This is a genomic window from Mesorhizobium sp. LEGMi-168a, assembly GCF_058312955.1.
The window spans coordinates 112,186-132,725 of sequence record NZ_JBZEGV010000003.1 but is presented as its reverse complement, the minus strand read 5'-3'; the positions used below and the strand labels follow the sequence as shown (position 1 = coordinate 132,725).

Genomic DNA, 20,540 nt, shown 5'->3' with positions numbered 1-20,540 from the left:
GTTGCGAGCACCCATTGATATGTCCCCGAGCGGCTCACCGGTTCTGGTGAAGGATCGTTTCGGCGGCGATGAAGCCCCAGGTCATGTTGGGGCCGAGCGTCGTGCCGGCGCCCACGGCGCGCGTGCCGATCGGATTGGCCATGGCCAGCCCGGCGGCATAGAGCCCGGGGATGATCGAACCATCCGGCCGCAGCACCTGCGCCCGCTCATTGGTGCGAGCGCCGCCCTTGGTGCCGAGGATCGAACGATTGATCGTCATGCCGATATAGGGGGGCTTGTCGATCGGCTTCAGGCGGTTCTGCGGGCCGTGCGCCTTGTAGTCCTCCCAGCCGTTCTCGCCGCGGCGGAAATCCTCATCGCGTCCCTTCGCGCAAAAGCCGTTCCAGCGCGCAATCGTCTCTTCGAGCGCCGCCGCCGGCAGCCCTAACTTCGCGGCGAGACCGCCGATCGTATCTGCCTTCTTGACCCATTGGCTTTCATAAGAGGCGTACCAGCGGAAAGGCAGCGACGCCTTCAGGAAACGATGATCGCCGACGAGATAGCAGGGCAGGTTCGCCGGCGTGCCGTCCGCCCCGCGCGCATCGATCGCCTCGCCGATGTTGAAATCATTCTCGCTGACGAAGCGCTTCGCATCGCGGTTGACCACGATCGAATGCGGCTCGGCCTGAAAGGTCATGGGCAGGCCGTGCGGCTTGCCTTGGTAGCGCGTCGGCAGGCAGGGATAGACATTCGCCTGGTCCATGCGGTCGAGTTCGGCGCCAACGGAGGCTGCGAGCTTCTGGCCGTCGCCCTCATTGGTGGGAGGGCTGCCGATACGGTCAAACGCACCGGGGAAATGGCGCGCCCGCATCTCGGCATCCCATTCGAAGCCGCCACTCGCGATGACCACGCCGCGCCGGGCAAGAAGCCTCGTCCGCTGGCCCTTGCGCTCCATCTCGGCGCCGATGATGCGCGAGTCCGAATCCTGAAGCAGGCTCACGGCGCGCGTTTCCAGTTGAAAAGCGACGCCCGCGTCCAGGCAGCCTTTGATGAGCCCGGTCATAAGCGCCGTGCCCTGCCCGCCGGAATTCGTCAGCCGCCGCCAAAGCAGCCGCGGCCAGAGTCTCAGCCCGGCGCGGATGGGGCGATGATAGAGGTCGAGGTCGACGATTTCCTGGTAGCTGAAGCTGTGCGGCAGCGTGGAGCGGCGCAGGCGCGACGCAAACTTGCCCAGGATCCGGCGGCTGAGCGGCCTCGGCGAGACCATGCGGCCGAAAAGCTTGCCGCCGGGGGCCTCGGCGAAGGGATCCGGCTCTTTGACCAGGCGGAAGTCGAGCGGCGTGCTGCCGGAGAGGAAACGCAGCATGTCGGGAGCGGCCCTGACGAAGGCGCTCCAGAGTGCGTCTTCCTTGCGCGCCCAGCCCTGCGGCGCCACGGCGCGCAGATAGGTCAGCGCATCTTCCCGGCTGTCGGCAACACCGGCGCCCGCCGCCACATGGTTGGCGGGTATCCAGACCCCCGCGCCTGACATGGCCGAGGTGCCGCCCAGCCATTCGCTCTTTTCGATCACCAGTACCTTGAGGCCGCCTTTGGCAGCCCTGAGCGCCGCCGAGCAGGCCGCCGATCCCGAACCGATAACCAGAACGTCGAATTCGCCCATTGGCGCTCCCCCTGCTGTCATCGCGGCGTCACTATAAGTGCGCGAAATTAAATCTGTCTACTATTGTGTCGACACTTTTTGCGTTATAGCCTCAGACAGGTCGGCGGCATGCCTCGCGCGATCTGTGCAGCTCCTTTCGACAGGGCTAAAACCATGGACGACACCCACCTTCCACCTGCCCCCTCCGGCATTCATGTCTCCGGATCCGAAACGCGCGAAAGCTATTGGCAGCCGGTGCCTGCGAACGGCCATATCGACGTGGCGCTGGCGCCGCATATCGTCGGCATGGAGCATCCGTTCGCGCTCGGCACGCAATCGGTCGCGCCAGGCGGCTATGTGCGCGAGCATACACACGACCGCAACGAGGAAGCGATCTATGTGATCGAAGGCAACGGCCGCGCCGTCGTCGACGGCAAGGAGTATCCGATAGGGCCCGACAGCGTGGTGTTCCTGCCGAAAAATGTCAGGCACATGTTCATCAATGACGGCGAGACGCAGCTTCGCTGGATCTGGCTGATCGTGCCCAACGGGCTCGAGGACTTCTTCCGCCTCATCGGCAAGCCGCGCAAGCCGGGCGACCGTGTGCCGTCCAACTTCCCGCGCCCGGAAAACGTGCTGGAGATCGAGCGCAAGACGGTCTTCGGAACAGACCTCGCCGACAAGTTCGATCCAGTAACCCGGAACTCCTGAAGCAGCCGGATGACGACGCTCGGTCTCATCGGCTACGGCGCGATCGCGCGTGACATCGTCTCGGCTTTTTCACCGGACCTGGTCGATTGGGTGGTGCTCCTGCGCGAGAACGCCAGCCCTGCATTGCCGGCGAACGTCAGCGCGGTCACCCGGATTGAGCAATTGATCGACGCGCAGCCGGAGGCGGTGGTCGAGGCGGCGGGTCAGGAGGCCATGGCTGGCTACGTCCCGGCGCTGCTCGAAGCCGGGATCCCGACCGTCATCGCATCGGTCGGCGCTCTCGCCGACGCGGCGCTTCATACACGCGTCACCGCCGCCGGCCGCAATGGCGGCGCGCGCGTCATCCTACCTTCAGGCGCTCTGGGCGGCCTCGATTATCTTCGCGCGATTGCATCCCTTCCCGATGCGCGGGTGCGCTACACCTCACGCAAGCCGCCGGCGGCCTGGAAGGCGGAACTCACCGCGCTGGGCCTGTCGGCCGAGCACGATGCAGTCACCTTGTTCGAGGGCACGCCAGCGGAAGCGGCGGCGGCCTACCCGAAAAACCTCAATGCCGCTTTCGCCGTGGCGCTGGCCGTGGGCGCCGACAAGGTCACCGTGCGCGCGATCGCCGATCCGAAGGCGGCCGGCAACAGCCATGAAATCGAGGCCGAGAGTGCCGCGGGCACTGCCTCCTTCCGTCTCGCAAACGCGCCATCGCCGGGCAATCCGAAGACGTCGGCGCTGACGGCGCTAAGCCTCGTTGCCGCGCTTCGCGACCTGCTCGCCACGGGAGGCCGCTGATGGCCTTCTTCACCGCCGCCGACGGTTGCCGCATCCACTACGAGACGTTTGGCGCGAACGGTCCGCGCGTCATTCTCGTCCCGGGGCTCGGCGGCGACGGACGGTTCTGGGCCGGCGTGGTGGGCCTGCTCGAAGCCGACCATCGCCTGATCGTCACCGACCATCGCGGCGCGGCCCGCAGCGACCGCCCGGACGGCCCCTACTCCATTCCGCTGATCGCCAGTGATGTTGCCGCCCTGCTGGCGAGCACGGGCGGGCCGGCGCATATCGTCGGGCATTCCACCGGCGGCGCCATCGCGCAGGTGCTCGCGCTCGATCACGCCGGCCTTGGCCTGAGCTACACGATCAGCAGTTCCTGGGCACGGGCCGACGCCCGCTTCCGCGCGCTGTTCACCGCCCGCGCCGAATTGCTCGAGGCCGGCATGGCCGAGACCTACCAGCGCCTTGGCAATGCGCTCTGCCACGAGCCTGCCTATCTCGACACACATGAAGGGCAGCTCGAAGCGGCGGTCGCCGCCGCTTCCAGGACGCTTGCCCCACTCGCCGTCGCCGCTCAGCGCGTGCGCATGCTGCTCGACCACGACCGCCTTGCCGACCTGCCGCGCATCGCCGCTCCTGTACAGGTGATCGCCGCCATGGCCGATGTCCTGACGCCGCCCGCCCTGTCCCAGGCAATCGCCGCAGCGATACCAGCCGCGAGATACGTGTCCGTCGACGGCGCGCATTTCCATCCCCTCGCTGATCCCGAGGGTTTCGTTGCCATCATCCGCCGCTTCATCGCCGAAACCGAACAGCAGATATCATGACCGCCGACGCCTCCCCCGCTCTCATCGATCCGCGCCTCAAGCCGGGGGCGGACCTGCTTGCCGAAGGGCGCGCGATGGCGCGCGACTGGCGGCTCGGCGCCTGCCGCTTCCTTGCCGAAACCGGCGTACCGTCGGAGGCTGCGTGGAAACGCAAGGCGGCGGCCGAAAAACGCATCATGCAACACGCACATATCGGCTTCAGAAGCGTCGATCGCACCATCGCCGCGATCAGCGAAGTGCATGAGCAATGCCGGAAGGCGGGCGTGACCGTCGACCGCTTCGGCATCACGCTGGACTGGTCGATGGGCTATCCGCAAGCAATGCGCGCCAAGGCCGCGCGCGGCACCGGCATCGTGCTCACCGGTCCGGAGGACTTCGCGCGGATTACCAATGCGGCGCCCGCCGCCGCCCATTTCGGCGACTTCATGCTCGGCCTGCCGGGCGCGGTCGAAAACACCCGCGCCGCGATCGCGGCCGGAGCGACGGCGATCGGCAATCTCGGCCAGTATTTCACCTTCCGGCTGCCCTATTGGGACGATGACGTGGCGACCACCGAGGCGACCGTCACCGCGCTTGGCCTGATCGCCGCGCAGGATGCGGAGATCCTTGTCCATTCCAATCTCGACGATGGATTCGCGGGGCTTTTCGTCGACATGGCCTGCGCGCTCGGCATGGTGCTGGTGGAAAAGCACATCGTCGAGACGCTGATCGGCGCGCGGCTTGGCCATTGCTATGGCCATCACTTCAGCGATCCGCTCTCGCGCACCGCCTTTCACGCGGCCCTGGTCCGGGTCACCGACACGCCAGGCACCATGATCTTCGGCAACACCGTCTCCTATCAGTCGACCCCGGCCGGCAACTACGCCAGCCTGGCGAGCTATCTCATGGCCGACATGCTCGCCATGGGGCGGTGGCCGTCGGGCCATGCGATCAACCCTGTGCCGGTGACGGAGAACCAGCGCATCCCCGATGTCGACGAGATCATCGATGCACAGACCTTCGCCCATCGGCTCACGTTGCATGCGCCCTTCTACGACCCGGTCTTGGACTGGGCGAAGGTGGAGGCGATGGCCGATGTGCTGGTCGAAGGCGGGCGCCGCTTTGCTGGTGCCGTTCTCGCCGGTCTCGCCGAACGCGGGGTCGAAGTGGATGATCCCTCCGCGCTGATGCTGGCCATCCGCCGCATCGGGCCGAAGCGCCTGGAAGCGCTTTTCGGCCCTGGTGCCGCCGGCCCACGCGGACGCGCGCCGCTGATCCACGCCGAATGGGCGCGCGAGCTCAACCACAAGGCAGCGGCCTGGGTCGCGGCGCAAAAGCAGGTGGAAGCGGCAAGGAGGCTCACCGTGTGCATCGGCACCACCGACGTGCACGAGCACGGCAAATATCTCGTCGAGCAGGCGCTCGAAGGCCTCGGCGTCGCCATCGCCGATGCCGGCGTCGCCGTCGATCCGGAAGCGCTTGTCGCCCGCGCCGCCGAAACCGGCGCGGACGCCATCGCAGTCAGCACCTACAATGGCGTGGCGCTGCGCTATGCGCAGGCGGTGAAGGCCGCCATGGCGGCGCGCGGCCTCGCCTTGCCGGTCCTGATCGGCGGACGGCTGAACGAGGTGCCGAAGGACTCGAATTCGGGTCTGCCGGTCGACGTGACCAAGGATATCGCCGACCTCGGCTGGCTGCCCTGCGCCGACCTCGACGAGATGCTCGCCGCCCTGCGCTCCATTCCGCCCGCTGCCTGACGTCGCTAACGGTCCCTCACCACGATGCAACGGAGCCTGCGGTCACCAGGCGGTCATGCCGCCGTCGACCGTCAGGATCGAGCCGGTCGCGAAGGAAGACTCGTCGCTGGCGAGCCACAGGATCGCATTGGCGATCTCGATCGGCTGCGCGACCCGGTTCATCGGCGAACGTGCATTGAGCGCGGCGACAAACCCCTTCGGGTCTGGATGCGTCTCGAGCATGCTGTCGAAATAGCTCGACCAGGTGACGCCCGGCGCCACTGCGTTGACGCGAATGTTCTGACCCGCATGGTCGAGCGCCATGGCCCGCGTCAGCGCCGCCACGCCGCCCTTCGAGGCGACATAGGCGGCCCGGTCGGCCAGCCCGACATTGGCGACATTGGAGGCAGTGTTCACGATCACCCCACCGCCGCCTGCGGCCATGACGGGAATGGCATGCTTGGAGCAGAGAAAGACACCCTTCAGGTTCACAGCCATCAGCGCATCCCAATCCCCCGCGGCGGTGGTGACGACCGAACCGCGTATGCCATAGCCAGCATTGTTCACGAGGATGTCGACGCGCCCGAATGCCTCCTCCGCACGGCGCACCATCGCCGCGACGGAGGTTTCGTCGGAAACGTCCGCTTCCATCGCCAGCGCGCCGGTCCTGGCCGCCACTTCGCTGGCCCGCGCGCCGTCGCGGTCGACGGCCAGAATGCGGGCGCCCTCCTTCGCGAACAGTTCGGTGACGGCGGCGCCGATGCCGGCGCCGGCTCCAGTGACGATTGCCGCCTTGTCCTTCAACCGCATGGCCAGTCCCCTTTTCCAAACTTGTTTTCACCCCATCTTGCAGAAGCGCTTGCAAAGTGTCGACACTTTTGTATTTAATTTCGGCACGAAATCGGGGATAGCCGTGAAGAACACTCCTTCCGTCGAACAACAACTGGAAATCTATTGCCGGATGCTGCTGGTGCGGCACCTGGAAGAGAGACTCGGAGCGCTTCACAAGGAAGGGCGCACGCGCGGTCCGATCCACCGGTGCGACGGCCAGGAGGCCGTCGGCGTCGCCGCCACGGCGGCGTTGGAGGCAGGCGACAAGGTGGCCACCACCCATCGCGGCCATGCCGTCTATATCGGCAAGGGCATGGCCATGCGTCCCGTGGTGGCCGAGATATTCGGCCGGGCCACCGGCGCCTGCGGCGGGCGCGCCGGGCATATGCTGGTGGCCGATGCCGAAAAGGGCGTGATCGGCGGCAACGCGATCGTCGGCGCGGGCATTCCGGCCGCCACCGGCATGGCGCTGTCGATGCAGATCCTCGGCACCGGCAATGTCGCCATGTGCATTTTCGGCGACGGCGCCGCCCAGACCGGCATCTGCCACGAGGCGATGAACATGGCCGGGCTGTGGAAGTTGCCGGTCGTCTTCGTGCTCGAGCACAACCAGTTCGGGCTTACCGTTCCTTCCGACGTCCAGTCGCCGGTCGCGGACCTGTCGATCCGCGCCGCCGGCTACGCGATGCCGTCCGAGATCGTCGACGGCAACGATGCGGTCGCCGTCTATCGCGCCGTGTCGGCGATGGTGGAGCGCGCCCGGCGCGGCGACGGCCCGGGAATGGTCGAATGCAAGACCTACCGCATCGAAGGCTTCTCGACGTCCGACATGGGCGGCTACCAGAAGCCGGAGGACATCGCGGCCTGGAAGGCGCGCGACCCTTTGCTCGTCTCGCGCAAGGCGCTTTCCGGCAAAATCGACGAAGCACGCCTCGCCGCGATCGAGGCCGCGGCCAAGGCGGAGACGGACGAGGCGTTCGAGGCGGCGCTTTCCGATCCGATGCCGGAATTCATCGTCGACGAGGCCTGCAATCCCTACAGCGAGGCGCACTGACATGGCGATGATGCGATATGCCGAAGCGCTCAACGCCGCGCTGCGCGAGGAGATGCAGGCCGACCCATCCGTCTTCCTCTTCGGCGAGGACATCGGTCGTTACGGCGGCGTCTTCAAGGTGACGAAGGGACTGATGGAGGAGTTCGGCGAAACGCGGGTGCGCGACACGCCGATCTCCGAACAGGCGCTGACCGCCATGGCGGTGACCGCCGCCATGACCGGCACCCGGCCGGTGCTGGAGATCATGTATGCCGATTTCATGCCGCTGACGCTCGATGCGCTGGTCAACCAGGCCTCGATCTACAACTACGTCTGGAACGGCCAGGTGAAGATGCCCTTCGTGCTGCGCACCCAGGGCGGCGGCGGCGCCGGCGCCGGCGCGCAGCACTCCAAGGCGCTCGATTCGATGGTCGCCCATATTCCCGGCATCAAGGTCGTTGCGCCTTCTACGCCGGCCGACGCCAAGGGCATGCTGAAGGCGGCGATCCGCGACAATCAGCCGGTCGTCTTCCTCGAGCACAAGCTGCTTTACAACATGCGTGGCGAGGTGCCGGAAGGCGACGTGACGGTGCCGCTTGGCAAGGCGGCGATTGTGCGCGAGGGCAACGACATCTCGATCTTCGCCACCTCCAAAATGGTGGTCGAGGCGCTGAAGGCCGCCGATCTTCTGGCCAAGGACGCCGTATCGGCCGAGATCATCGATCTGCGGTCGCTGCGCCCGCTCGACGTCAGCGCCATCGTCGCCTCGATCGCAAAAACGCACCATGCGGTGGTGGTCAACGAGGGCTGGCGTTTTTGCGGCTACGCCGCCGAGCTTTCGGCGACGATCATGGACCATGCCTTCGACGAACTGGACGCGCCGGTCGCGCGCGTCACGCTGCCGGACATGCCGATCCCCTATTCCGAACCGCTCGAGACGGCGATGCTGCCGAGCGCCGAGAAGATCCGCGCCGCCGCGCTGAACACGCTGAAGTGACGGAGACGGCGATGGCGACCCATCCGATCAGCATCGACAGCGCCGGCGGCGAATATATGGAAGCCGTGCTGGTGGTCGCCTGGGCGGCGAAATCCGGTGATCCGGTCAAGGCCGGCGATCTTGTCGTCACCGTCGAGACGGCCAAGGCGGCAACCGAGATCGAAGCCGACCGCGACGGCTGGCTGGCGGACATCTTCTTCACCGAGGGGCAGGAAGCGCCGGTGGGTGCTGTGCTTGGTACCATCGCGGACGAGAAGCCGACGGCTGGCCAGGCGGCTCCGACCGGCGCACCTGCCACGACGATGGCGGCCGCCAATCCTACGCTCGCGGCCGACAACGCCTCTTCACCCGTCAGCCAGTCCGGCGCTCGCGCGATCGCAAGCCCGCTCGCCAGACGGCTTGCCGGCGCAGCGGGGCTCGACCTTTCGACTATTTCGGGAAGCGGTCCCAGAGGGCGCATAAAAAAGCGCGACGTCGATGCCGCTCTCGCCGCGCGTTCGCACGATCAGGTTGGCGTCCAAACGGCGCAAGCCACTGCCCAGGCATCGCCGGCTGCCGAGCCAGCTCCAACGCGGCGGACGGTTCCCGTGGTGCTGCTCCATGGCTTCGGGGCGGACCGCTCGGTTTGGCGGCAGGTCGTGCCGTTGCTCGAACCCGGAATTGAGACGATCAGCCTCGACCTGCCCGGCCACGGCGGGGAAGCCGCACGGCCGGCAAAGGACATCGAAGAGATCGCCTTCACCCTCTCCGACCGCCTGGAGGCCATCGGCGTGCGGGACGCCCATCTCGTCGGCCATTCGCTGGGCGGCGCGGCGGCTCTTGCGCTCACCCGGCTCGGCCGTCTCAGCGTGCGCTCCGTCACCCTTCTCGCTCCGGGCGGGCTCGGGCCAGAGATCAATGCCGGCTTCATCGCCGGGCTTGCCCGCGCGACAAACGTCCAGGCGCTGGAGCGGTGGCTGGCAGTCATGGTCGGCGATCCGGCTACCCTGCCCGCCGGCTATGCGCAGGCGGCGCTCAGGCAGATGGACAAGACCGGCAATCGCGACGCGCTGGCGGCGATGGCCGACAGCTTATTCCCGGACGGAACGCAAAGCTTCGACCTGACGACGGCGCTCGCGGAACTTGGGGTGCCAACGCGGCTCGTCTGGGGCAGGCTCGACCGAGTCATACCGTCCGCCCATGCCGGCCGCGCGCCGGGCTTCGCCGCGGTTCACCTCCTCGACGGCATCGGCCATGTGCCGCAGTTGGAAGCGCCGGCGCTGACGGCCAGGCTGATTGCGGAGACGGTTCGGAGCTGCGGCTGAGCCACGATTTCGACGGCGCAAAAATCGCCGGACCAGGATGCCAGAAGGAGTGACCAAGATGATCTTCGACCATCGCACCTACACCGCCCGCCCCAACAAGCTGTCGCATTTCCTCATGCTCTACGAGGACGTCGGTCTGCCCATGCAGCGGCACTATCTGGGGGAGCCTTTCGGCTTCTTCCAGACCCATATCGGCGATCTCTCGCGCACCGTGCATTTGTGGAAATTCGCCAGCCTCGCCGATCGGGAGGAGCGGCGCGACCGCATGGAAGCCGACCCGGAATGGCAGGCCTACCGGCGCAAGGTCATCGAGACCGATTATCTTCTCGACATGCGCAACCAGATCCTGAAGCCCGTCTCCTTCTTCAATCCCGGGAAATAAGATGGACCTGATCTTCTCGGCCGAAGGGCAAAGCTGGCCGATAAGGCTTACCGGCGATGCCGAGCGCACCCGCCGCGCGCTGCTTTCCGCGCTGCCCATGCGCCTGCAGCTCCACACGCCCAAGATCGCCGGCAGCCACATCTATTGGCACGCCCCCTTCGTGGAGGATGTGGAAGGCGCGACGCATGTGCTTTCCGCAACCGCCGGCGCCTTCATCTACTGGCCGGTGCGGCAGTTCCTCGAAATCACCTTCGCGCCGCTGCAGGCCGAGAATGCCGAGATCACCGTGCTTGGCCACCTCGACGCGCCGGTGGAAGGCATCGCCGAGCTTGCCGCGACGCTGAAGCGCGACCAGGGCCGCCGCATCCTGGAAGGCACGCTTGCCAGTGCGGACGGCGGCGCGGCCAGCCCGCTGGCGCCATCGCTGTTGCCGCGGGACATCGTCGCGTCGCGCAACGCGCTCTGGGCGGCTTGTCCCGCCGACATCAGCCGAGCGACATCCTCGCGCGCCATCATGCATCCGGCAGGACCTGTCTTCACCGCGGAATCGGAAGCACGCGTCCTGCATGAATTTTTGTGGTGGATCCGCGCCGCGCGCGGCGGAGCGGACGAGGCGACGCGGCGTCACACCGCCGCGCTGGCGCTCGACAAAGCCGCGACGCGCCTGCGCGATTTCTGCCACATGGAGGAAACGCCGGCGCTGCTTTTCCGGCTCAAGGCGGCGACGGGCGACGCCCATCCGTTCGATGCCCTGATCGACGAGGCGATCCTGGTTGCCGGACGGGTCGGCGCCTGGCTCGACCTGCTCATCCCATGGAACGACGTCAACGAAGCGTTTCGCGCCGCGCTCGACGGAAGGAGGGCCTGACAATGGAAAAGCTGACCATCGGCATCGTCGGCTTCGGCGTGATCGGCCAGCGCTGGACGGCCTGCTTTGCCCATGCCGGCCACGACGTCCATGTCTACGATCCGACGGAGCGGCGCGAGGCAACCTTCCGCGACGTGCTGCCGGCGCTGATTGCCGATCTCGACGCGTTGAAAGGCCCCTCGCCCGCGCCAGGCGCGATCCAGCTTTTCCCGACACTGGCCGAGACGCTCGACGGCGCCGACTTCGTGCAGGAAAACGGTCCGGAGGATCTGTCGCTCAAGCGCCGGCTGCTTGCCGAGATCGAGGACCATGTCGGCGATGACGTCATCATCGCCTCCTCGTCCTCGGCGCTTCTGGTGTCCGACATGCAGGCCGAGTGCCGCATACCTGACCGCATCGTGCTTGGTCATCCGTTCAACCCGGCGCATCTGATGCCGCTGGTCGAGATCGTCGGCGGCAAGGCGACCGATCCGCAGGCGATCGCGCGGGCGCGCGCCATCTATGAGGCCATCGGCAAGAAGCCGGTGACGCTCAACCGCGAGGTGACCGGCCATATCGCCCTGCGCCTGATGGGCGCGATGTGGCGCGAGGCGATCGCGCTGGTGCGCGACGGCGTTGCCTCGGTCGAGGATGTCGACCGGGCCTTCATGTACGGGCCGGGGCCGAAATGGACGCTGCAGGGCTCATTCATTTCCAACAGCCTCAATGCCGACGGCATCGAAGACTTCCTGCGCAAATACGGCCCCACCTATCAGGCGATCTGGTACAGCCTCCTCGACGCCAGGCTCGACAGCGAGACGATCCGCGCGATCTCGGCATCGACAAATGCGGCGGTGAACGGCCGCGGCCAGGAGGAGCTGAAGGCAGCGCGGGAAGCGGGACTCGTCGGCGTTCTGAAGACAGTCGCCGAGCGCGGCGCGCTCTGATCATCGCAGCTCGGGAGAACGACCATGGATTATCGCACAGCCCTCGTCACCGGCGCCTCGAAAGGCATAGGCGCGGCGATCGTCGAAAGCCTCGTGGCGGAAGGACTGACCGTCCATGCGCTGGCGCGCAACAACGACGCGCTGCTTGACCTGCAGCAGCGGCTCGGGCCGCGGGTCAGGCCGCTGGTCGCCGACGTCCGCGATACGGAAGCAATCGCGGCCGCGCTCGGGGCAGCAGAAATCGACGTGCTGGTCAACAATGCCGGCGGCCTGGCAACGGTGCGCCCCTTGCACGAACAAAGTGCTGAAGAAACGGCCGAGGTGGTAGCTCTGAACCTCACCGCGCCGCTGCAGCTCATCCGCCTTCTCCTGCCCGGCATGATCGCGCGCAAGCGCGGCCACATCTTCAACCTGACCAGCACGGCGGCCAGCGCCGTCTTTCCCGGCACGACGGCCTATGGCGCGGCCAAGGCCGGCCTGTCGCAAGCGGGCCGTATCCTGCGCTTCGACCTTGCCGGCACCGGCGTGCGGCTGACCGAGATCGCTCCCGGGCGCGTGGAGACGGATTTCTACTTGAAGGCCTTCGACGGCGACCGCGAAGGCCTGCGCAAGCGCATGTATGCGGAACAGCGGCCGCTGCGCCCGGCCGACATTGCCGCCGTGCTCGTTTCGGCGCTGCGCCTGCCGGATCATGTCGATATTGCCGAACTCATTGTCGCCCCCAGCGAACAGGCCGCCGGCGGCCAGGTCTATCCACCCGCGCCGCAACGGTGAGGGCAGCGGCCGAGACGCCTTTCGCAATCAGCCAGGCGCCTGCCCGGTCAATTTGTCGAGCACCGCCGCGCAAGCTTCGTCCCAGGCGGCAGGCACGCCGCGCGCTGACAGAACCTGCAGACCCCGCTCGGTGATGCCTCCCGGTGTCACCAGTTCCTCGAGCAACTGGTCCATCGGCTCTGGCTTTTCCGCGATCAGCTTGCCGGCCGCCACGAAGGTCATGGCCGTCAGCCGGCGGGCGATGGCCGGATCGAGGCCCTCGGCGCTCGACCATTCGGCCGCCTTGCGGATCAGATCCTGCGCCCAGCCGTAGACGGCGGCGCTGACGGTCGCCACTTCGAAATCTCTTTCGCTGGCCAGCGCGATCGCCGGGCCGAGCCGGGCGAGGATTGCGCGCGCCTCCTCGATATCGGGGAAATAGGCCGTCGGGCTGGCGCCGATCTCGGCGGCGGTGAACGGCATGGCGCGCACGACTTGAGCAGGCGCCACGCCAAGCCGCGATAGCGGCACGCCGGCGCAAACCGAAACCACAAGCTGCTCCTGGCGCCATGGCAGAGCCCGGACGACCAGCGGCGCTTGCGCCGGCCGCACCGCGAGTATCACGATGTCGGCCCGCTCAACGAGATCGCGGTTGTCGGTTGCCAGCCGGTAGCCGTGCCGGTCGCACAGTGCCGCCGCCTTGCCGCGCGGCGACAAAAGGATGCTTTCTGCGCCAAGTCCGGAGCGCCGGAACCCGGCCAGCATCGAGGCCGCCAAATGGCCGACGCCGAGAACCCCCAAGATCATTGCTGCCCCCTCGGCTCGAAGCTGTCGCTTGCCATTCGCATGAGTTTGGGAAAGAAAGGCATATCGAAAAGTGTCGACACAAGCTGCATGCAAATCAGATGGGAGCACACATGACCGAACGCGCCGAGAGTACCGACAACGATCCGCTCCTCGCCGGCGACGCCGACACGCGGCGCACCGCCGACAGCAGCGAGCGGGCCTACAACACCATCCGCAAGCTCCTCGTCGAGTTCACGCTGAAGCCCGGCGAGCGCATCAACGAGGTCCAGCTTTCCCGCAGCCTGGGCGTTTCGCGCACACCGATACGCGAGGCGCTGAACCGGCTCGCCTCTGAGGGCTTCGTCTCGCTCACGCCCAATCGCGGCTTCTTCGTCAGAAGCCTCAGCACCGAGGGCCTGCTCGACCTCTACGAACTGCGCTCGATCATCGAATGCGCCGCTTTCAAGCTGATGTGCGAGCGCGCCGAAGACAGCGAGATCGACCGGCTGCGGCAGTATTGGGACGCGATCGTCGACGGCTATCGCGACCAGGCGCCCGACATCATCCTGGCCGAGGACGAAGGCTTCCATTTGCTCATTGCCGAACTCTCGGGAAATCCCGAACTCGTCGGCCAGCTTGCCTCCATCAATGCCCGCATCCGCTTCATTCGCCGCATCCAGATCGAGCACCCCTCGCATGACAAGGCGCAGGTCACCTTCCACTCGGCGATCGTCGCCGCCGCCGTCAAACGGGATGCCGAGAACGGCATGAAGCTGTTGCGCGAACATATCGAAATGACCGTCTCCGCCACGCAGCAGGCGCTCAAGGACGCGCTGCTCAAGGTTTTCGCGCCCGGCAACGGCGCCGACCTGAAGCGCCGGCGAAAGGCCCGCGACACATAATCCGTATCTGAGCACAAAATTGAACGCAATAGTGTAGACACTTTCTTGACGGCGATCTCTTTGTCTGCTTCGATGGCGATCAAGGAGAAGAAGACCGGAACGGCCTCTCCCGTCGTGACCAGTAGCCAAGGGGAACCACTATGAGGAAATTCACTGCCACGCTCCTTTTCGGAGCATCGTTGCTCGCGGCGCCGGCCATGGCCGAGCAGACCACGATCGGCCTTTCTGCTCCGCTCTCCGGTCCGCAGGCCTATTTCGGCACCACATGGCACAACGGCTTCAAGCTCTATATCGACAAGCTCAACGCCGACGGCGGGATCAACGGCGTGACGATTGCTTACGAGCAGGAAGACGACAAGGCGGACCCGCGCGAAGGAACGCTAGTGGCGCAGAAATTCTGCGACAACGACCAGGTGGTCCTCGGCCTCGTCAACTTCAATTCCGGCGTCGCCCAGTCCACTCTGCCGATCTACGAAGACTGCTCGCTGCCGACGATGACCTTCGGCTCCAACCCTTCGCTGACCAAGCAGGGCTATAAGTTCATGGTGCGGCCGGTCGCCAACGACCTGGCGGGCGCGCTGCTGCCGGCCGAATACGCGCTCGGCAAGCTCGGCGCCAAGACCGCGCTCGTCGTCAACGACAAGCAGGTCTTCGGGCAGGGCATTTCCGAAATCTTTGCCAAGAATTTCGAGACCGGCGGCGGCAAGGTCCTCGACACGATCGCCGTTGCGCCGACCGATGTCGACTTCACCGCCGTGCTGGCGCAGATCAAGCCCAAGAAGCCCGACGTGATCTATCTCGGCGCCGTCATGCCGCAGCTCGCGCTGTTCGCGAAGCAGATGCATGAGCAGGGCATCAACGCCACGCTGATCGTCCCCGACGGCGGCTATACGCCGGACCTCATCAAGCAGGCCGGCGAGGCCAACGTTCAGGGCACGCTCGTCGCCATCCAGGTGCCGCCGATGGATGCCTCTCCGGCGATCGCCGACTTCGCCAAGCTCTACAAGGCCAAATATGGCGAGGATGCCGGCCCCTACTCGATCTACGGCTATGTCCAGGGCCAGATCCTCGAGCAGGTGCTCAAGACGACCAAGGGCCTGACGCGCGAAGACATCAACGCCGCGCTGCATTCGGTCAAGGTCAAGACCGCGGTGGGCGAACTGGAATTCGACGAGACCGGCGAACTTAAAGTCGCCCCATCCTACCTCTACAAGGTCGACGGCTCGAACTTCCAGCTCGTCGGCCAGAAATAGCGATTGCGCGCACGGAGCCGCTTGCCCTTGGCGGGCGGCTCTTTTGCTTGTCTGCGGCCGCGCCTGAGGGAAAGTGCGACGGCCGTGTCGATCGTTCCCGGCCCCGCCAGCCGGGCGGACCCTATTGCACAGGACGCCAGCCGATGCTGGGACATCTTATCCAACAGACGGTCAATGCCCTGACGATCGGCGCCATCTACGCGCTGATCGCGCTCGGTTACACCATGGTCTACGGTGTGCTGCGCATGATCAATTTCGCCCATGGCGAGATGTTCATGCTTGGCGCCTACGTCGCCTTTCTGTTGCTCAGCATGCTCGTCGGCGATGTCGGCGCGACAGGCGCGATCGCGCTCACCGCGGCCTTCCTGGTCGCCGTCTTTCTGGTCGGCGTCATCGGCGTCGGCATCGAGAGGGTTGCCTACAAGCCGTTGCGGAACTCGACCCGGCTGGCGCCGATGCTCTCCTCGCTCGGCGTGTCGCTTTCGCTGGTAACCGGCATTCAGATTCTCGCCGGACCGCAGCCGGTCGCCTTTCCGAGCTTCTTCCCCGCCGTCCGCTACGAGGTGCTGGGCGGCACGGTCAGCTCGGTGCAGATCGGCATCCTGGTCGCCGCCTTCGCGCTGATGTTCGGCCTGCATTTCCTCGTCAACCGCAGCCGTATCGGCATCATCGTGCGCGCCGTCTCGGAAAGCCGGCCCACGGCCCAGCTTCTGGGCATCAACGTCAACGGCGCGATCTCGATGGTGTTCTTCGTCGGGCCGCTGCTCGGCGCGGCGGGCGGCATCCTCTACGCCAGCTATTACGGCATCATGTCGCCGACCATGGGCGCCGTCATCGGCCTGAAAGCCTTCACGGCGGCGATCCTCGGCGGCATCGGCTCCATTCCCGGCGCCATGCTCGGCGCCTTCATCCTCGCCTTCGTCGAGGTCGGCGGAACGGCGCTGCTGCCTGTCGTCACCCACGGCGTGCTCGGCACCGAATACCGCGACGTGCTCTCCTTCGCGATCCTCATACTCGTGCTGCTCATCCGTCCCGCCGGCATTTTGGGCGAGGCGGTGTCCGAGGAAAGCATCGTGTACAAGAGGGAGTTCTGATGTCCGTAGCCGAGACCCTCACCGCCGCCAAGCCGCGTTCGGGCCGGGCCATTTCGCTCCTCTTCTTCGCCATCGCCATCGCGCTGATCGTGGCGACGCCTTTCCTGCCCAACTATTATGTCCGCGTCATCAACAGCCTGCTGATCTACATCCTGCTCGGCATCGGGCTGAACATCGTGATCGGCTATGCCGGGCTGCTGGATCTCGGCTTCGTCGCCTTCTACGCGGTCGGCGCATACAGCTACGCGCTGCTTGCCAGCCCGCAGCTCGACCTGCATTGGCCGTTCCTCGCCATCCTGCTGGTCGCCGCCTGCCTCGGCGCGGTCACCGGCATATTGCTCGGCATACCGGTGCTCAGGCTGCGCGGCGACTACCTCGCCATCGTCACGCTCGGCTTCGGCGAGATCATCCGCATCATCATCAACAATCTCGACTGGCTCACCGGCGGACCGAAGGGCATTCCCCGTCTCGACAAGGCCTCGATCCTCGGCATCCAGGTCGCCCGCCCGATCGATTTCTTCTGGCTGCTGCTTGTCACCGTGCTGGTGGCCGGTGTGCTGGTCTGGCGACTGGAGCGCTCGATCCTCGGCAAGGCCTGGGCCGCCATCCGCGAGGACCAGGATGCCGCGCGCGGCATCGGCATCAACACCACCAACGCCAAGCTCGCCGCCTTCGCCACCTCCGCGACGATCGGCTCGATCGCGGGCGCGATCTTTGCCGCCTCGCAGCGCTTCGTCAGCCCGGAGAGCTTCACGCTCCAGGAATCCGTGCTCATCGTGCTGATGATCGTGATCGGCGGCATCGGCAACATCCTCGGCATCGTCGCGGGCGCGGCGATCCTGATGCTCTTGCCGGAAGTGCTGCGCGAGTTCGCCGAATGGCGCATCCTCTTCCTCGGGCTCTTGATGATCTTCCTCATCATCGTGCGCCCGGCCGGCATCGTGCCGCGCAGCTTCGGGCCGGACAAGCTCATCCGGAGGCTTTTCGGCAAATGACGCTCGCCTTCGACAAGCTGCGAAAGCAATACGGCCAGGTCGTCGCCATCGACGACGTGACGGCCTCCTTCGCCCCGGGACTCATCCACGGCGTGATCGGACCCAACGGCGCCGGCAAGTCGACGCTCATCAACATGACCGCCGGCTCCTACAGCGTCTCCTCGGGATCGATCGCGCTCGACGGCAAGCGCCTCGACACGCTGAAGAAATATCAGATCGCCAATTCCGGCGTGGCCCGCACCTACCAGAACATCCGGCTTTTCGACCAGATGACGGTGCTCGAAAACCTCGAAGTGTGCTTCTACCCGGCCGATGTCGGCGGCACCTGGAAGGAAGTGGTGTGGCCGCCTTATGCCTCGGCAAGGCGCGAAAAGCGGCGCGAGAAATGCATGGAGATCCTGCGCCTCTTCGACCTGCGGGGCTATGCGCAGGCCGAAGCCGGCAGCCTGCCCTATGGCCGGCAGCGCATGCTGGAGATCGCCCGCGCGCTGGTCGCAAATCCGCGCGTGCTGCTGCTCGACGAGCCGGCCGCCGGGCTGAACCATCACGAGACGGCGGAACTGACCGCAAGGCTCGCCGCCCAGCGCCTGCCCGACCGGATCACCATCATCGTCGAGCACGACATGGATCTGGTCATGTCGCTCTGCGACAACATCATCGTCATGCATCACGGCAAGCTTTTGTTCCAGGGCACGCCCGCCGAGGTGCAGGCGAGCCCCGACGTCCAACTCGCCTATCTGGGAACCGCCAATGACATCGACGACATCCGGGCCGCTGCTCAGGATCGCCGGGCTCAGCTCGGGATACGGGCGCGTCGGCGTTCTTGAAGACATCGACATCGAGGTCGATCCAAATGAGATCGTCGTCGTGCTCGGCCCCAACGGCGCCGGCAAGACGACGCTGCTCAATTCCATCTCCGGCGTCGCACGGGCGAGCGCGGGCGCGATCACCTTCGAGGGACGCGACATCACCGGCATGCGGCCGGAACAGGTCGTTCGCCTCGGCATCACACATTGCCCGGAAGGCCGCCAGATCTTCCAACGCCTGACGGTAGAGGAGAATCTGGTCGCGGCTCATATCGGCCGCGCCGGCAAGAGTTTCGAGGCGCTTCGCGCCGAGGCGTTCGATCTCTTCCCGGTGCTCAAGGAGCGCCGCAACAGCATCGCCAGCCGGATGTCGGGCGGACAACAGCAGATGCTTGCCATCGGCCGCGCGCTGATGGCCGAACCGAAGCTGTTGATGCTCGACGAGCCGTCCCTCGGCCTCGCCCCGAAGATCGTCCACCAGATCTTCCGCATCATCCTCGACCTGTCGCGCAACGGCATCTCGATCCTGCTCGTCGAACAGAACGTCCAGCTCGCGCTCGAATGCGGCGACTACGCCTATCTGCTTAACACCGGCAAGGTGAAGCTGCACGGCCCGGCCCAGGAGATGGCCGAGCATTCCGCATTGAGGGAGCACTATCTCGGCGCCGCCAACGAGAATGTCCTCAATGTTTGAGGTCGACTGGAGGACGCCGCATCTGTGGCGCAAGACCACGAAGCCGCGCGAGACGGCGCCTGCGCTCCAGGGCGATCTGAGGACCGATGTGCTGGTCGTCGGCGGCGGCTTCACCGGCATGGCCGCGGCGCTCGGCGCGCGCGACAGCGGCGTCGACGTCATCCTGCTGGAAGGCAACGAGATCGGATCGGCTGCGTCCGGCCGCAACAACGGCCTTGTCATCTCGCATCATTCCAAGGCATCGCCTTCGGAGTTCGAGGCCGTCTACGGCAAGAGCCTCGGCACCCGCTACAACCGCATGGTGGCCGACGCGGCCGGCGTCGCCTTCGGCCTGATGCAGCGCTTCAACATCGATGCGCATCAGGTGCAGGAAGGCTGGATCCAGCCCGCCCACACCGAGGCGACGCTTGCCCGCGCTCGCCAGTTCCATGACGAATGGAAAGCCTTCGGCGCAAATGTCTCCTGGCTCGACCGCACCGAGGCCAGCGCGCGCATCGGCAGCCCCTATCTCGGCGGCTGGATGGTCCACAATTCAGGCCACATCAATCCGTTCGCCATGACGGTTGGCCTTGCGGCCGCGCTGGAGCGTGAGGGCGTGACCATCCAGGAGAACTCGCGCGCCACGCGGATCGAGCGCCTGGAAGGCGGTTGGCGCGTGTTCACGGCAACGGGAAGCGTCACGGCGCCGGAGGTGGTTCTGGCGACCAACGCGCTGACCGGCGACATCTGGCCCGGGCTGAAGAAGACGCTCGTGCCCTTCAAGGTGTTCCAGGCGGCGACCAATCCGCTGCCGGAGGAATTGCGCGCCAGGATCCTTCTCGGCAATCCGGCCGTGTCCGACATGCGCAACGACCTCCGCTACTTCCACTATGATCGCGACAACCGGCTGGTGAGCGGCGGCACGCACACGTTCTGGCTGAACGAGGCCGATCGCGGCCGCGCGAAAGTCTCGCACATGCTGGGCAAGGCGTTCCGGGCCTTTGGCGGCGAACCGGAGATGGTGGAATACTGGCACGGCACCTTCGCCGTAGTGCCCGATCGCAGGCCGCGCCTCTATCGGCTGGCGCCCGGTCTCGTCTTCGGCGGCGTCTATTCGGGCCGCGGCGTGGCCCTTTCCATGTCGCTCGGCCAGGAGATCGGCCGCTGGGCGGCGGGCCGCCGCACCGACGGGCAGATGCCGCTGCCGGTCACGGCCATGAAACCGGTTCCGTACCATCCGATCGCGGTGCAGGTCGCCAACCGCATACACGCCTGGAACCGTCTTCAGGACCGGCGCTCGTAGG

The 20,540-nt window shown here is 66.2% G+C and carries 21 protein-coding genes; 18 read left to right on the top strand and 3 right to left on the bottom strand.

Annotation, left to right across the window (positions count from 1 at the left end; translation table 11 throughout):
• Positions 1-34: 34 nt before the first annotated feature.
• Positions 35-1,639: an FAD-dependent oxidoreductase gene (locus tag AC4FWB_RS06255; RefSeq protein WP_491024986.1), complete on the bottom strand. Its 1,605-nt coding sequence runs from the start codon at positions 1,637-1,639 to the stop codon at positions 35-37.
• Positions 1,640-1,792: 153 nt separating this feature from the next.
• Here AC4FWB_RS06255 and AC4FWB_RS06250 point away from each other — a divergent pair, with 153 nt between their 5' ends.
• The 4 genes from AC4FWB_RS06250 to AC4FWB_RS06235 are packed head-to-tail and all read left to right on the top strand — an operon-like array spanning position 1,793 to position 5,654.
• A complete protein-coding gene (locus tag AC4FWB_RS06250; RefSeq protein ID WP_491024985.1) occupies positions 1,793-2,329 on the top strand; it encodes a cupin domain-containing protein in 537 nt (178 codons plus the stop codon).
• 9 nt (positions 2,330-2,338) lie between these two features.
• Positions 2,339-3,112, top strand: coding sequence for an aspartate dehydrogenase (locus AC4FWB_RS06245; protein WP_491024984.1), 774 nt, complete (start codon positions 2,339-2,341; stop codon positions 3,110-3,112).
• Positions 3,112-3,918 carry an alpha/beta fold hydrolase gene (locus AC4FWB_RS06240; protein ID WP_491024983.1) on the top strand — a complete coding sequence of 269 codons (807 nt, stop codon included), beginning with the start codon at positions 3,112-3,114 and terminating at the stop codon, positions 3,916-3,918. Before AC4FWB_RS06245 ends, AC4FWB_RS06240 begins: the two co-directional genes overlap by 1 nt.
• Entirely contained in the window at positions 3,915-5,654 is a 1,740-nt protein-coding gene (locus AC4FWB_RS06235) for a cobalamin-dependent protein (protein ID WP_491024981.1), read from the top strand. Before AC4FWB_RS06240 ends, AC4FWB_RS06235 begins: the two co-directional genes overlap by 4 nt.
• A 42-nt stretch (positions 5,655-5,696) precedes the next feature.
• Here AC4FWB_RS06235 and AC4FWB_RS06230 read toward each other — a convergent pair whose 3' ends face one another.
• Positions 5,697-6,443, bottom strand: a complete 747-nt coding sequence (locus AC4FWB_RS06230; protein WP_491024980.1) for an SDR family oxidoreductase — start codon at positions 6,441-6,443, stop codon at positions 5,697-5,699.
• Between the two features lie 103 nt (positions 6,444-6,546).
• Between AC4FWB_RS06230 and AC4FWB_RS06225 the strand changes: the two genes are divergently transcribed.
• From AC4FWB_RS06225 to AC4FWB_RS06195, 7 genes are read left to right on the top strand one after another with little or no spacing between them, the layout of a single operon-like run.
• Complete coding sequence (locus AC4FWB_RS06225; RefSeq protein WP_491024979.1) at positions 6,547-7,518, top strand: thiamine pyrophosphate-dependent dehydrogenase E1 component subunit alpha; 972 nt, start codon at positions 6,547-6,549, stop codon at positions 7,516-7,518.
• 1 nt (position 7,519) lies between these two features.
• Complete coding sequence (locus AC4FWB_RS06220) at positions 7,520-8,494, top strand: alpha-ketoacid dehydrogenase subunit beta (protein ID WP_491024978.1); 975 nt, start codon at positions 7,520-7,522, stop codon at positions 8,492-8,494.
• An 11-nt stretch (positions 8,495-8,505) separates the two neighbouring features.
• A complete protein-coding gene (locus tag AC4FWB_RS06215; protein ID WP_491024977.1) occupies positions 8,506-9,798 on the top strand; it encodes an acetoin dehydrogenase dihydrolipoyllysine-residue acetyltransferase subunit in 1,293 nt (430 codons plus the stop codon).
• A gap of 58 nt (positions 9,799-9,856) precedes the next feature.
• Positions 9,857-10,180 carry an NIPSNAP family protein gene (locus AC4FWB_RS06210; protein WP_491025256.1) on the top strand — a complete coding sequence of 108 codons (324 nt, stop codon included), beginning with the start codon at positions 9,857-9,859 and terminating at the stop codon, positions 10,178-10,180.
• A gap of 1 nt (position 10,181) precedes the next feature.
• Positions 10,182-11,048 (top strand): hypothetical protein, encoded by an 867-nt coding sequence (locus AC4FWB_RS06205; protein ID WP_491024976.1) that lies wholly within the window; start codon positions 10,182-10,184, stop codon positions 11,046-11,048.
• Positions 10,994-11,974: a 3-hydroxyacyl-CoA dehydrogenase NAD-binding domain-containing protein gene (locus AC4FWB_RS06200; RefSeq protein ID WP_491024975.1), complete on the top strand. Its 981-nt coding sequence runs from the start codon at positions 10,994-10,996 to the stop codon at positions 11,972-11,974. The genes AC4FWB_RS06205 and AC4FWB_RS06200 overlap by 55 nt, the downstream gene beginning before the upstream one ends.
• Before the next feature lie 24 nt (positions 11,975-11,998).
• Entirely contained in the window at positions 11,999-12,748 is a 750-nt protein-coding gene (locus tag AC4FWB_RS06195) for an SDR family oxidoreductase (protein WP_491024974.1), read from the top strand.
• 27 nt (positions 12,749-12,775) lie between these two features.
• On the opposite strand, the gene AC4FWB_RS06190 is transcribed toward AC4FWB_RS06195, so the two are convergent.
• Positions 12,776-13,534, bottom strand: a complete 759-nt coding sequence (locus AC4FWB_RS06190) for a pyrroline-5-carboxylate reductase family protein (protein WP_491024973.1) — start codon at positions 13,532-13,534, stop codon at positions 12,776-12,778.
• 110 nt (positions 13,535-13,644) lie between these two features.
• On the opposite strand from AC4FWB_RS06190, the gene AC4FWB_RS06185 reads away from it, so the two are divergent.
• The 7 genes from AC4FWB_RS06185 to AC4FWB_RS06155 all read left to right on the top strand — a co-directional run bounded on the left by AC4FWB_RS06185 (position 13,645) and on the right by AC4FWB_RS06155 (position 20,539).
• Entirely contained in the window at positions 13,645-14,415 is a 771-nt protein-coding gene (locus AC4FWB_RS06185) for a GntR family transcriptional regulator (RefSeq protein ID WP_491024972.1), read from the top strand.
• Positions 14,416-14,555: 140 nt separating this feature from the next.
• A complete protein-coding gene (locus tag AC4FWB_RS06180; RefSeq protein ID WP_491024970.1) occupies positions 14,556-15,668 on the top strand; it encodes a branched-chain amino acid ABC transporter substrate-binding protein in 1,113 nt (370 codons plus the stop codon).
• Positions 15,669-15,811: 143 nt separating this feature from the next.
• Positions 15,812-16,762 (top strand): branched-chain amino acid ABC transporter permease, encoded by a 951-nt coding sequence (locus AC4FWB_RS06175; protein WP_491024969.1) that lies wholly within the window; start codon positions 15,812-15,814, stop codon positions 16,760-16,762.
• Positions 16,762-17,757, top strand: a complete 996-nt coding sequence (locus tag AC4FWB_RS06170) for a branched-chain amino acid ABC transporter permease (RefSeq protein WP_491024967.1) — start codon at positions 16,762-16,764, stop codon at positions 17,755-17,757. Before AC4FWB_RS06175 ends, AC4FWB_RS06170 begins: the two co-directional genes overlap by 1 nt.
• Entirely contained in the window at positions 17,754-18,584 is an 831-nt protein-coding gene (locus AC4FWB_RS06165; protein ID WP_491024966.1) for an ABC transporter ATP-binding protein, read from the top strand. The genes AC4FWB_RS06170 and AC4FWB_RS06165 overlap by 4 nt, the downstream gene beginning before the upstream one ends.
• Positions 18,508-19,257, top strand: a complete 750-nt coding sequence (locus AC4FWB_RS06160) for an ABC transporter ATP-binding protein (RefSeq protein ID WP_491024964.1) — start codon at positions 18,508-18,510, stop codon at positions 19,255-19,257. The genes AC4FWB_RS06165 and AC4FWB_RS06160 overlap by 77 nt, the downstream gene beginning before the upstream one ends.
• The gene (locus tag AC4FWB_RS06155) at positions 19,250-20,539 is read left to right on the top strand and encodes an NAD(P)/FAD-dependent oxidoreductase (RefSeq protein ID WP_491024962.1); all 1,290 of its coding nucleotides are present in this window, start codon (positions 19,250-19,252) and stop codon (positions 20,537-20,539) included. Before AC4FWB_RS06160 ends, AC4FWB_RS06155 begins: the two co-directional genes overlap by 8 nt.
• Position 20,540: the final 1 nt, after the last annotated feature.

Coding starts and splice junctions, on each gene's coding strand:
- AC4FWB_RS06180 (WP_491024970.1), top strand. CDS start 14,556: ATGAGGAAATTCACTGCCACGCTCCTTTTCGGAGCATCGTTGCTCGCG.
- AC4FWB_RS06245 (WP_491024984.1), top strand. CDS start 2,339: ATGACGACGCTCGGTCTCATCGGCTACGGCGCGATCGCGCGTGACATC.
- AC4FWB_RS06160 (WP_491024964.1), top strand. CDS start 18,508: ATGACATCGACGACATCCGGGCCGCTGCTCAGGATCGCCGGGCTCAGC.
- AC4FWB_RS06170 (WP_491024967.1), top strand. CDS start 16,762: ATGTCCGTAGCCGAGACCCTCACCGCCGCCAAGCCGCGTTCGGGCCGG.
- AC4FWB_RS06185 (WP_491024972.1), top strand. CDS start 13,645: ATGACCGAACGCGCCGAGAGTACCGACAACGATCCGCTCCTCGCCGGC.
- AC4FWB_RS06165 (WP_491024966.1), top strand. CDS start 17,754: ATGACGCTCGCCTTCGACAAGCTGCGAAAGCAATACGGCCAGGTCGTC.
- AC4FWB_RS06220 (WP_491024978.1), top strand. CDS start 7,520: ATGGCGATGATGCGATATGCCGAAGCGCTCAACGCCGCGCTGCGCGAG.
- AC4FWB_RS06195 (WP_491024974.1), top strand. CDS start 11,999: ATGGATTATCGCACAGCCCTCGTCACCGGCGCCTCGAAAGGCATAGGC.
- AC4FWB_RS06200 (WP_491024975.1), top strand. CDS start 10,994: ATGGAACGACGTCAACGAAGCGTTTCGCGCCGCGCTCGACGGAAGGAG.
- AC4FWB_RS06215 (WP_491024977.1), top strand. CDS start 8,506: ATGGCGACCCATCCGATCAGCATCGACAGCGCCGGCGGCGAATATATG.
- AC4FWB_RS06205 (WP_491024976.1), top strand. CDS start 10,182: ATGGACCTGATCTTCTCGGCCGAAGGGCAAAGCTGGCCGATAAGGCTT.
- AC4FWB_RS06240 (WP_491024983.1), top strand. CDS start 3,112: ATGGCCTTCTTCACCGCCGCCGACGGTTGCCGCATCCACTACGAGACG.
- AC4FWB_RS06210 (WP_491025256.1), top strand. CDS start 9,857: ATGATCTTCGACCATCGCACCTACACCGCCCGCCCCAACAAGCTGTCG.
- AC4FWB_RS06250 (WP_491024985.1), top strand. CDS start 1,793: ATGGACGACACCCACCTTCCACCTGCCCCCTCCGGCATTCATGTCTCC.
- AC4FWB_RS06175 (WP_491024969.1), top strand. CDS start 15,812: ATGCTGGGACATCTTATCCAACAGACGGTCAATGCCCTGACGATCGGC.
- AC4FWB_RS06235 (WP_491024981.1), top strand. CDS start 3,915: ATGACCGCCGACGCCTCCCCCGCTCTCATCGATCCGCGCCTCAAGCCG.
- AC4FWB_RS06155 (WP_491024962.1), top strand. CDS start 19,250: ATGTTTGAGGTCGACTGGAGGACGCCGCATCTGTGGCGCAAGACCACG.
- AC4FWB_RS06230 (WP_491024980.1), bottom strand. CDS start 6,443: ATGCGGTTGAAGGACAAGGCGGCAATCGTCACTGGAGCCGGCGCCGGC.
- AC4FWB_RS06255 (WP_491024986.1), bottom strand. CDS start 1,639: ATGGGCGAATTCGACGTTCTGGTTATCGGTTCGGGATCGGCGGCCTGC.
- AC4FWB_RS06190 (WP_491024973.1), bottom strand. CDS start 13,534: ATGATCTTGGGGGTTCTCGGCGTCGGCCATTTGGCGGCCTCGATGCTG.